Below are 11,692 nucleotides of genomic sequence, written 5' to 3'. Positions count from 1 at the left end.
GTCTAAATGAATTTGCTATTGAATCTATTGCTAGAGTCCAAAATTGGTGCAATACTTTACCAAGAAAAATCTTAGATTACCTAACCCCTGATGAAACATTTGAAGACCAAGTAAGAGAAATTTTATATAACTAAATACACAAATTATTACAGTTTGAAATTAGTTCAATTTAATATTGCAATTTAAGAATTTATTATAACTTTGAAATTGATATAATATAGAGATATTGCGACACTTTGTGTCGAGTGTGAGCTATGAGTGTGAGTGTGTGTAAAACTTCTTTTTATTGGGGTTTACTCACACTCACACACCCACTCACGCTAATTTTAAAAGTATCACAATATATCCATAATGCTACAACAATAAAAAAAGAGAAGTCACTACACCGTGACCCCCCTTTTTATCTAATTAAGCTCTTTCTTTAACTATAAACCCAATCTCTCTACTTTGTAAGAAGAGAACTACACCTAAAAGCACCAATCCAATCAAGTCAGTTTTCCAACCTGGTAATAACAATGTAATCGCACTTATGATTAGCAAGACCTCTTCTAAGATATTTGTCTTTCTCTTTAAATACCCCAAGACTCCACCGGCTAATGCATATACTCCTATAAAAGAACTAAGAGTGATAATAATCAGTTCTCCTATACTAGAATGTAATAACAACAACGATGGAGAATAAGCAAAGATAAAGGGAACCACAAAACCAGCAATAGCAAGTTTAACTGCTGTCAATCCAGTCTTCAATGGATTAGCTCCTGCAATTCCTGCTCCTGCATAAGCTGCTAAGGCTGCCGGAGGAGTCAAATCTGCTACTACTCCAAAGTATAATACGAATAAGTGAGCTGCTAAAATTGGTACTCCTAGCTTCACCAAGGCAGGTGCAGCCATTGTAGCTAATACAATATAAGTTGCTGTAGTAGGTAGTCCAGTTCCCAAAATAGTACATGCTACCATAGTAAAGAATAATGCTAAGAACAAGTTACCATTCGCTAAAGCAACAGTAATGGTAGTAAACTTCAGTCCTAATCCTGTTAAAGTTGTCACCCCAACGATAAATCCAACACAAGCACAGGCTGCAGCAACACCTACTGCACTTTTAGCACCTTCTTCTAAAGTCTCTATTACATCTTTTAAACTCATCCTTGTATCCTTCTTGATAAAACTTAGTACAAAAGATAGGATAATCCCTACAAAAGCAGCCTTAAGTGGTGTATATCCTCTAAATAAATAATAGAAGATAGCTGCTAAAGGAAGCACCATATGCCCTCTATTCTTCAAAACATCCATCAACTTAGGAATTCTTTCTTCATCCATCCCACTCAAGCCTAGCTTCTTAGCTTCAAAATGTACCATTAAACCAACAGCTAAATAATATAAGATAGCTGGCAAGATAGCTGCTTTAGCTATACTTGCATAAGGTACTCCAATAAATTCAGCCATAATAAAGGCTGCTGCCCCCATAATAGGTGGCATAATCTGACCCCCAGTAGAAGCAGCTGCTTCTACTGCTGCTGCAAAGCGTGGTGTATAACCTACACTCTTCATCAATGGAATCGTAAAGGAACCCGTAGTTACTGTATTTGCTACTGAGCTTCCTGAGATAGAACCCATAAAACCACTAGAAACTACTGCTGCCTTTGCTGGTCCACCAGTAGTTCTACCTGTTAAAGCCATTGCTAAATCGATAAATAAATCACCCAATCCAGTCCGTTTAGCAAAAGCACCTAATAGCAAGAATAAGAAGATATAAGTTGCTGACACCCCTAAAGGTATACCAAAGATACCTTCTGTTGTAAAATACATATGACTAGCAATTCGTGATAGTGAATACCCTCTATGGGCTAAAACACCTGGCATTTGTGGTCCAAAGTAAGCATATACTAAGAATACTAATGAGATTAGCGGTAATTCCCAACCAATCACCCTTCTAGTACCCTCTAATACTAATAAAATAGCTATAACCGCTATAACTTGGTCTAAGGTAGTATAAATACCAGCTCTAGCAACTAAATCCTTATAATTAATAAATATATAAGCTGCAATAACCACACTTAACCCTGCTAAAATATAATCTATCACCATCAAAATTTTATTCTCTTTAACCCTCTTTTTAAAGGGATATAATAAGAATATCAGGGTAAATACAAATCCTAAATGAACCGCTCTCTGTTTTAGAGCCAATAATACTCCAAACCCTGCTGTATATAGATGGAATAATGACATCCCTACAGTTAAAACTGTAATAAAGATAGCCATAATACCAGTATAATTTCTAAAGTTGCTTACTGTATCAAACTCTTCCAATAATTCTTTGTCTTTTAGTTCTTGAGTCTCAACCATCTCTTTCCCTCCTCGACTAATAATCTTATTTTACTTTTCTTCTCTACACTTATCACTACTAAGTTCTGAGGTTGAGTAATATCATACAGTTTATATTCTTCATCTCCATAAATAAGCTTATGTTTAGCATAATCACTGACCCGTAATGGAATATTATCTAACTTTTTATTGATATCCTTAATCTCAAACTTATCATTAGCAACAATATAATTGTTCTTCTTCAAAAAAGGTAGCCCTGCACCATAGGACTCATATAAAGTCCCTGTTAAGAATATCTCACCCTTTTTCACCTCAAAATACTCCCAAACTGGTGTCCTCTCCACCGAATGAAGATATTCAATTGCAAAGGTTGTCCCTTCTTCAACTCTTTCTTGCCAGATTATCTTGTCAGTCTTAGCTTCTTTAACTGTCAGTACCGATTCTTGAAGAAAAGACAGAGTAAATAACCCAGTTATTATTAATAGGAATACCAGTACGCTATAAAACCTATTCATAAAATGATAACCGGACATTAGCAGCTAATGTCCGGAATCCTCCTCTCAATAATTCTCTTTTGACTACTAACTGTTAGTCATTGATTATCACTAAGAAATATGATTATTTTACCTCATCAAAGTATTTAGCAGCACCTGGATGTAGTTCTACAGTCATTCCTTCTTGTGCATTCTCTACTTTAATATCTTTAGCTCTATCATGAGCTTCAATTAACTTGTCTCTATTTTCAAAGATAGCCTTAGTAATATTATATACTAAGTCTTCAGATAAACTTGCTTCCACTACCAAAGTAGCTTTTAAGGCAATAGTAGTAACCTCATTATCTAGTCCTTTATACGTTCCTGCTGCAACTTTAACTCCAGTTAAGAATGGGTACTTTGCATTCAATTTGCTAATCTCTTCTTTACTAAAGCTTAGTAAGTTTATATCTTGAGTAGCAGCTACATCCATTACCGCTGCCGTTGGTACACCCGCAGTTAAGAAAGCTGCATCTATTTGTCTATCCTTTAATCTACTTGCCGCTTCACCAAAGGATAAGTAATCTTCTTCAACATCATCATAAGTCAATCCAAAGAAGTTCAAGATCTGTTTAGCATTTGCTTCTACCCCACTACCTGGAGCACCTACTGCTACTTTCTTACCCTTTAAATCTTGAATACTCTTAATTCCAGCATCCTCTCTAACTACAATTTGGATAACCTCTGGATATAAAGTTGCAATCCCCTTCATATTTGTCACTGGATTATCTGCAAATTGATTCTGTCCATTAACTGCATAACTAGCTATATCATTTTGTAAAATAGCTAATTCTACCTCTTTTTTACCAATCAACCTTGTATTAGTTACAGATGCACCAGTAGACTGAGCCGATGCATTGGCATTATCTACATCCTCATTGATTATCTTAGCAATAGCTCCACCTATAGGATAGTAAGTACCTGAAGTACCACCAGTTGCAATAGATAAGAACTTAGTTTCAGTCTTTGCACCTTCCTCTGAACCACATCCTACAACAAACAGTCCCAACACTAACAACATACTTAAAAACATTACCTTATTCTTAGTTAAAAACATTTCTCATTGCTCCCTTCTCATAATCACTTATGTAAGTAACTATTAAATGTAAAAATTAGATACTCAATACTAAAAATTATAAAAGAGTATACAAGATATCAAATTATAAGAAATAAATAAAAGGCATATATATGCCCTATTCAATTATATATTTTTTCACATAAGATGTCAAGTTCATTATAATGATTTAATAAAATTCAATAAAAAACATAAATTATTTTAATTATATATCTGATTTCATCATATTAACAATCATCTAAAAAAATCTAAATAAATATGATAAAAAGCCTCAATTCAAGATTAATTGAGACCTTTAAGTTAAATATGTTATTTGATTATCTCCATATATCCAGTTTTTTAAACTCCAATTCTTTAAAGTTTAAGAAGTCTTTACCCAATTTCACAAAATCATTGGATAGTTTATCTAAATCACTGACATAAAATTGATTATCTTTTATACTAGTATCTTCATTTAATAAGTCCTGCTGCTTTAAAATCTCCCGCACCCTTAAAGCAATCCCTCTACCAGGATAAATCAATTTCACTTCTTTTCCCATAACCTCTCTAATAATCCCCTCTAAATAAGGAAAATGAGTACAGCCTAATAACAAGGTATCTATTCCTTCTTTCTTTAATGGTCTAAGATAAGCTTTAGTAATCCCCTTAGCCTTACTACTATAAAGCTCACCCCTTTCTACTAAAGGGATGAATTCAGGACAAGGCTGAGAAAAAACTTCAACTTTAGAAGATGCCTTCTTTAGCCCCTTCTGATAAGCCCCGCTTTCAATTGTGCCTTCTGTTGCTATTACTCCTATCTTCTTATTAGCTGTAGCCAATACAGCCTCTTCTACTCCTGGTTCAATTGGACCTATAATCGGTAGAGCAAATTGCTTTTGAGCCTCTTTTAAGCCTGCTGCTGTAGCAGTATTACAAGCAATTATCACCATTTTAGCATTAATCTTAGTGAAGTAATCTATAATCTCAAGCACAAAATCTCTGACCTGATTTTGCGGTCTTATACCATAAGGAAGATGGGCCGTATCTCCAAAGTAGATAATCTGCTCCTTAGGAAATTCAGCTATTACCTCTTTAGCAATTGTTAGCCCCCCTACTCCCGAATCAAAGAGAGCTATTGGATCTTTTTTAGCCATTGTCACCATCCTATTCAACTCTTAATTTTATTATTATAATATTCATCTATAGAATATTAGGTACTAATTTTATTGTATTTATATAATAGTATAATTATAAAGTTAATTATAACACAATTTCAGTTATTATAACTAACGCTATTACTTATTATATGTTAACAAAGGGATTAGTAATTATATTTTTCTTATTAATATCAGCTGTTATGCTAGTAATAAAGTCGATACAATATAATGATAATGCGACACTTTTATTTCAGTTTACAGTTGACAGTTAAAATCTTTAAAACCGAAGAAAATTCCTGTTTGAACGAAGCAAAAATTGAGCTGGAATTTAGAGTTTAATCAAATTTTAAATAAAGAATATGATTAATGATAATAATTGATATTTTAATTGCGTAGTGAGTTTAATTTTCTTCTTGATTGGATTTATCACGAAGAGTTTTTATTCTTTAAAACTCGTAGGTTTGGTTACTTTTTCATCAAGGAAAAACGTAACCCGCCCTTAGGCGGAACCTAATAATTTGTCTACTTTTTAAAAAGTAAAAGTGTCGCAATATATCCATTAAACCTCAATAGCTACACTAAAATTTAACTAGCCTAGTATCTTGATCTCATAGATTTATATTTACAAAGTAAAAGCGAGACCATAGCCTCGCCTAAATAAAACCTCTAATTTATTAAATTGCTATTAAAAGTTAATGGATTGTCTAACTCCAAATGACCTACCAAAGTCTGTACCTTAACACCCTCAACCAAGATCTGCACCTTATCTATCCCATCAAGAGCAGTCAAAGTATTGACAATAGAATAAACAGTAATTGTCTCTCCAGTGCTCCCTCCCCAGTGCTTGGTCTGTATCTCTTTACTAAAGTTTACTATAGCTATCCGTTCCTTAACCTCTACCCCCAATAATTTAGTTTGAGTAGGAATGGTCATCTCTAGTTCCTCAGATTCTGGTCCTTCAATTAGCTCTTTAACTACATTATCATATAAATTGTTAGTTTTTACCTTCCTTATCTCAGCTGTCAAGTATTGAGCCTGAGCATCACTAAAATATAATTTAACCTCTTTAGTTGTAAAAAACTTAGAAAACAAAATAATCACTAAAATACAAAGTCCTACAACAATATATAAGCTTATATTCTTACCTTTTAACATCAGAACTCCTCCTCTGCCAATAGCCTAAAGTAATTATTGATACCTTTGTATAAAGCTATAGCTGCCTTCTCTCTAAACTCTTCACTCATTAATAACACTTCTTCTTCTTGATTACTTAAAAAGGCTATCTCATTTAAAACAGCAGGCATATTTGTGGTATCCAATACCTTTAGATTATTAGCCTTCACTCCACGATCAAAAGTACCTAATTCCTTAAGTAACGCTCTTTGAGTAAGATTTGCTAACAACAAATTTGCTTGATCATAATTAGGTCTTATATAAGTTTCAGTACCATTATACTGCTCATCAACATGTGAGTTAAGATGAAGGCTGACAAAGATATCAGCATTATTATCATTGGCTAACTTAGACCGATCTGTTAATTCGATATATTCATCGGTCTTTCTAGTCATAATTACCTCAGCTCCACCATCCTCTAATAACTTTTCTAATTTCAGAGCCACATCCAAAATCAAGTCCTTCTCTCTAGCCCCAGAATACCCTATAGCTCCAGGATCACGACCTCCATGCCCTGCATCTACCACTATTACTTTATTCTTTAAATAACTTCTAAAGCGTTCTTCTATTATATCTACTTCTATCTTATCGGTTATACTTTCAGACTTAATTTCAAAATCTAAATCCTTCTCTAGTTCCAAAGCAACCCTGACCTGCTTAGGATCAGTAGAGTATTGACTAACTCTAATATCCTTAATTATACCACTAACTTTAGGCAGTTCAATCTGATTGAGATCAACTATAGTATCAAAGATATCTATTACCAAACGATTGGGATTAACTAGTTTATATACTTTATACTCCCTAGCCTTTAAAAGAGAGAGCTTTAAAGTTTGCTTTAACTTCTTCTTCTCCAGATCAACTCCAGTTAAATTATTAACCAATTTCACTTGAAGGTTATTGTCTTTCCATTCCAGTTCATAAGGTACTAATTTAGTCAAATCAACTACTACTCTTGATTTCTCTTTATTAAACTGAGAAACTCTAATCTCCTCAATCAACTTATCATCTATCTGCAAAGTGTGTTCTTTAATATTATTTACTGTCAAGGGGAAATCAAAGACCAATCTATCCCCATTAAGCAACGGTAACACCTCTGGTTCTACTTGATTACTCAACCTAAATATTAGACCTTCTTCCAAATCATAATCTATTGCCAACAGTTGGCTACTTAGAGGTAAAATCTCTAAGGTTCCTCCATTATTTTCTACTTCTACCCTAGTTTCACCTTCTAAATCCAAGACTGCCCTAACTATATTATATGGCTTTGTCTGAAATTGGCTCAATCTCACCTTATTAATGAACTTATCCTCAACCTTTAGATCTGTTGCCTTCTCTAAGGCTGCATTTTTAATATCAATAACTACTCTGCTAGGATTTGACAGATAACTGACCTTAGTAGCATTTAAAGGTCTGGTAGCTCCAATCTTAATCTTTGAGCCATCATATTTGATAGAATTAATAATTGGACTAAGCTTTACTAAATATTTATATTCATCTCCATCTCTTTTCTGTTCAATATTATAATCTATATTATCATATAAATCTATTATTACTTTAGTATTATTATCTAATTGGGAGATATGATAATCTTTAATCAAATCACTATCAACTTTAGGCTTGTCCAAATTAGGAGTGATTGTGGCCCCTTTAATATCTAAGACCATCCTAAGTGGATTTGAGAAAAATTGAACATCATAATCTACCTCTTCTGTTATTAATAACTCTAAGCCTTCATAATCGTCAGTCTGAGGATAATCTACATCCTTTATCTCCCCCTTAGTCTCAGAGATCTTAACAATTCTCTGCTCGGGATAGGACTTAATGGTCAACCCTAAAGCATCACCCATATCCTTTATAGGAACCATAATCTTCTCATTGATTGAAATTACTTTAGTATCCATTTTGATGATCTGATTATCAACCTGCAAGTGCTTGTCGCCAACTCTAAATTTGATAACCTTACCCTCTTTGTCTAGTTGAATAGTATCAATAGATGTGAACCACTTCATTTTAATCGAGAGATTATCTGTTAACATCTCTAAAGGAATCAGTATACTATTATCTACTATCCTATAATCCAATTGATCAGTGATTAAATCACCATTAATCATTAGTCTAATATCATCATCTTCTTCTGCCCTAATAGATATAGATGTTATTAGCAAAAATATTAAAGTCAATACTAATATCTGTTTTGGCATATCACTTGCCTCCTAAAATTAGACTATATATAAATTATTTATCAGTTTATCATTAATATTCTTATTAATTTTATAAAGTCCTTTTTCAATTAGTTTTTTTCTTGATAATATTTTTCAATCCCTGCCACAATTCCCTCAGCAACCTTCTGCTGGAAATTATCAGATTTTAATAACCGCTCCTCAGTAGGATTTGATAAGAAGCCTGACTCCACTAAGATAGCTGGCATCTCAGTATTTCTTAATACAGAGAAGTTGGCAGCCTTCAAACCTTTATCACTTAATCCAATCCTCTTAATCATCTCACTTTGTACATACCAAGCTAAAGCCCAATTATCCTTACTTGCATTCCAATGGGCATAAGTTTCAGTTCCATTAACGGAAATTCGTGGATGGGAGTTGGCATGGATACTTATAAATATATCTGCATTCAAGGTATTAGCTATCTCTGCACGACCATCCAATGGAATAAATCGGTCATTATCTCTAGTCATAACAGTATTATATCCCTTTCTTTTTAACATACTATTTACCTTATGAGCTATTTTAAGATTCACCTCTTTCTCCATAACGCCCATAGGACCGATAGCACCAGGGTCATGCCCACCATGGCCTGCATCTATAACTATCTTCTTTCTTGATAATTTTAACTCTTCTTTGAATTTAGGTTCACTAATAATAGAAGAAGTAGCCACCTGTGAGTTATTACGGATATTTAAGATTAATTGAGAACCTTCTTCACTCAGATAGTAACTACTCATTGAGTTAATATCGATTGTAACCCTTACTACTGCAGGATCAAAGCTATACTGACTGATTCTGACCTGCTTAATTATACTACTGTTGACTGAAATTAGATTCTTAAGCACATTTAATCCTACATTCTTCACATCTAAGACCAACCTAGTAGGCTGATGGTATAACTTCAAATTATACTGACTTAAAGAGTCCATATCTATAATTACTTGTGAGGTCTGATTTGAAATCTTAACACTAACATCATTTACCATGTTCTTATGATAATTTATTGATTTAGTCTCACCATCCCAAGCCAAGATTCCACCATATAGCTTCGTCAAGAATCTCAAAGGTACCATAACTTGTCCACCAACTAAGGCCGGTTGTACATCTAGGGGAACAGGCTTATTATTGATTAAGGCTATTCTATCATTTATTTTAAGGATAACATGAGCACTATTACTATAGATTTCTAAGGTTTTCTTATTATTATCCCAATTTACCCTATCTCCAAAGTAATCGGAAATAAAACGAGCCGAAATCAGTGTTCTTCCATTGACAACCTTTATAAATTCAGAACTCAACTCCTCACCATCTAAGATAAATTTAGGACTTTTAGCCTCTACCACTAAAGATAGAAAAATCGTTACTGCAACCAATAGTGCAATTATACTGTATTTATTTTTCATTATTTTTTCTCCTTCCAGCTATGATTAATGCTACGATGTAATAGTGTGATTTAATGGTATAATAATTCCTCAATCAACCTTGAAGGTAGTATCATATAATAGTTTATCGTGACAATCTATAAATTTAAAGTGTAAAAGTCCTTTTGTTAGTAATTTACTCTTCTTTACCTTGACCAAATCATAAGGAACATTGACCATCTCCAAAGTAAAGGTACTACTACTTGGAATTAACCTTTTAGCCTTAACAATAATCTGATTACCCTTCTGTTTGATCTTATCTATCTTTACTTCACAACCTCTAACATTATTTCCACAAATTGAAGCATAAATCAAAAAATATTTACTATAATCTATATTTAAATCTAAAGACTTCTGATGATACTTAGGCAGCTTAAAGATATGATCTCTTCTTGTAATCACCTGAAAGTCAACCTGGCAGCTACAATCATCCTTTTCACATAGCTCTTCATCCTTCTTTGGCAATAAGTGTTGAAAAGGAATAAGACTTTTATTATTTTCATTGTTAGATATCAACGATTTTAATGGAAATTTAATCATTTTACCACTCCTTAATAAAAAAAGTGGGGAAAGCCTTTCCCACTTTACTCTTCATTCTAAACTTATTATATTATTATCTTAATAATAATTATGACTGTAAAACGACTAAATTAATAAATAGGAATTTTTTTCTTTATCTTACCTTAAAATCCCCTTTCCTTCTGTAATATATTTTCAAGATTATTGACTAAAACCCTTTATGTAAATTTAATTATTGATAACTTAATCTGGCAATCACCCCTTTATAATAGACAACTAGATACAATATAATAGTACTTCTTTTACTTTTTTATGAATATGTTATTTTATAGTGTAATCATTAGCAAACTTTAATTAATAGATAGGAGGATCTGATTATGGAGATTGATATAGTTTTGCTTTTACAACTAGGCTGTGGGCTATTCTGGTCTTTAACCTATATTTTAATTATAGTTAAAGGTTTCCAGGATAGGACTTACGGAATGCCAATGTTAGCTATCTGTGCTAATATTTCATGGGAATTTATCTTTTCTTTTATTATGCCCCACCCTAGTCCCCAAATTTATATTAATATTATTTGGTTTCTTCTTGATTTGATTATCTTATTCCAATTTCTATACTTTGGAAGAGAAACTTTTAAAGAAATTTTCTATCAAAGCTTCTTTTATTATATCTTCCTAATCACATTAATCATAAGTTTTTTAACTATCTTATTAATTTCTTATGAATTTAATGATAACCTCGGTAAGTATGCAGCCTTTGGACAGAATCTAATCATGTCTATCTTATTTATAACTATGTTAGTAAGACGTGGTAATATCGCTGGACAATCAATCTTTATCGCCCTATTTAAATTATTTGGAACATTATTCGTCTCTATTGCCGCTTATATAATCGAATATTCCCCACTTATAACCTTCTTCTCTATAGTTACTTTCTTCTTTGATTTTATCTATACTTTATTACTATATAACTACCATCCCAAAAGTAAAAATCAAACTTCATAAGATATTGGATAAATATTCTATAACTTTTTCTGAGTTTAACTGATAGAATTAGATTAGATAATATTACATAGTGGTATTAATTGGATTGATATAATATAGAGATAATGCGACACTTTTTTATTAGCTACTAGCTGCTGGCTTCTAGCCTTTAGCTTTTAAGGTCTTAGCTAATAACCAGTAGCTATATGATATGTTCCAGAACATCGTTTACGGTAAAAATTCCAAGACATCGTTTATTCACTAGTGATTATTTTGTTACAGGACATCGTTTATATTTTATA

The 11,692-nt window shown here is 32.7% G+C and carries 9 protein-coding genes and 1 pseudogene; 2 read left to right on the top strand and 8 right to left on the bottom strand.

Annotation, left to right across the window (positions count from 1 at the left end; all coding sequences use genetic code 11):
• Positions 1 to 134 (top strand): annotated as a pseudogene (locus BX659_RS19765) (IS30 family transposase); the annotation flags it as partial.
• A 274-nt stretch (positions 135 to 408) separates the two neighbouring features.
• Here BX659_RS19765 and BX659_RS18035 read toward each other — a convergent pair.
• The 8 genes from BX659_RS18035 to BX659_RS18000 form a co-directional block, all read right to left on the bottom strand.
• Positions 409 to 2,343, bottom strand: a complete 1,935-nt coding sequence (locus tag BX659_RS18035; protein WP_097018089.1) for a TRAP transporter permease — start codon at positions 2,341 to 2,343, stop codon at positions 409 to 411.
• Positions 2,322 to 2,837, bottom strand: a complete 516-nt coding sequence (locus BX659_RS18030; protein WP_253250735.1) for a DUF1850 domain-containing protein — start codon at positions 2,835 to 2,837, stop codon at positions 2,322 to 2,324. Before BX659_RS18030 ends, BX659_RS18035 begins: the two co-directional genes overlap by 22 nt.
• Before the next feature lie 103 nt (positions 2,838 to 2,940).
• Positions 2,941 to 3,912 carry a TAXI family TRAP transporter solute-binding subunit gene (locus BX659_RS18025; protein ID WP_097018087.1) on the bottom strand — a complete coding sequence of 324 codons (972 nt, stop codon included), beginning with the start codon at positions 3,910 to 3,912 and terminating at the stop codon, positions 2,941 to 2,943.
• Between the two features lie 335 nt (positions 3,913 to 4,247).
• On the bottom strand, positions 4,248 to 5,063 hold the full coding sequence (murI, locus tag BX659_RS18020; RefSeq protein WP_097018086.1) for a glutamate racemase: 816 nt from the start codon (positions 5,061 to 5,063) through the stop codon (positions 4,248 to 4,250).
• A 669-nt stretch (positions 5,064 to 5,732) separates the two neighbouring features.
• Positions 5,733 to 6,221: a GerMN domain-containing protein gene (locus tag BX659_RS18015; RefSeq protein WP_097018085.1), complete on the bottom strand. Its 489-nt coding sequence runs from the start codon at positions 6,219 to 6,221 to the stop codon at positions 5,733 to 5,735.
• Positions 6,221 to 8,443 carry an N-acetylmuramoyl-L-alanine amidase family protein gene (locus tag BX659_RS18010; RefSeq protein ID WP_097018084.1) on the bottom strand — a complete coding sequence of 741 codons (2,223 nt, stop codon included), beginning with the start codon at positions 8,441 to 8,443 and terminating at the stop codon, positions 6,221 to 6,223. Before BX659_RS18010 ends, BX659_RS18015 begins: the two co-directional genes overlap by 1 nt.
• 89 nt (positions 8,444 to 8,532) lie before the next feature.
• Positions 8,533 to 9,867, bottom strand: a complete 1,335-nt coding sequence (locus tag BX659_RS18005) for an N-acetylmuramoyl-L-alanine amidase family protein (RefSeq protein ID WP_097018083.1) — start codon at positions 9,865 to 9,867, stop codon at positions 8,533 to 8,535.
• 69 nt (positions 9,868 to 9,936) lie between these two features.
• Positions 9,937 to 10,425, bottom strand: coding sequence for a protease complex subunit PrcB family protein (locus BX659_RS18000; RefSeq protein ID WP_097018082.1), 489 nt, complete (start codon positions 10,423 to 10,425; stop codon positions 9,937 to 9,939).
• A 356-nt stretch (positions 10,426 to 10,781) separates the two neighbouring features.
• Between BX659_RS18000 and BX659_RS17995 the strand changes: the two genes are divergently transcribed.
• Positions 10,782 to 11,411: a transmembrane-type terpene cyclase gene (locus BX659_RS17995; RefSeq protein WP_216358794.1), complete on the top strand. Its 630-nt coding sequence runs from the start codon at positions 10,782 to 10,784 to the stop codon at positions 11,409 to 11,411.
• The last annotated feature ends 281 nt before the right edge of the window (positions 11,412 to 11,692 follow it).

Source organism: Orenia metallireducens, from assembly GCF_003001995.1.
GTDB lineage: Bacteria > Bacillota > Halanaerobiia > Halobacteroidales > Halobacteroidaceae > Orenia > Orenia metallireducens_B.
Note: the sequence above shows the minus strand (reverse complement) of the source record. Positions and strands in the feature narration are given on the sequence as shown.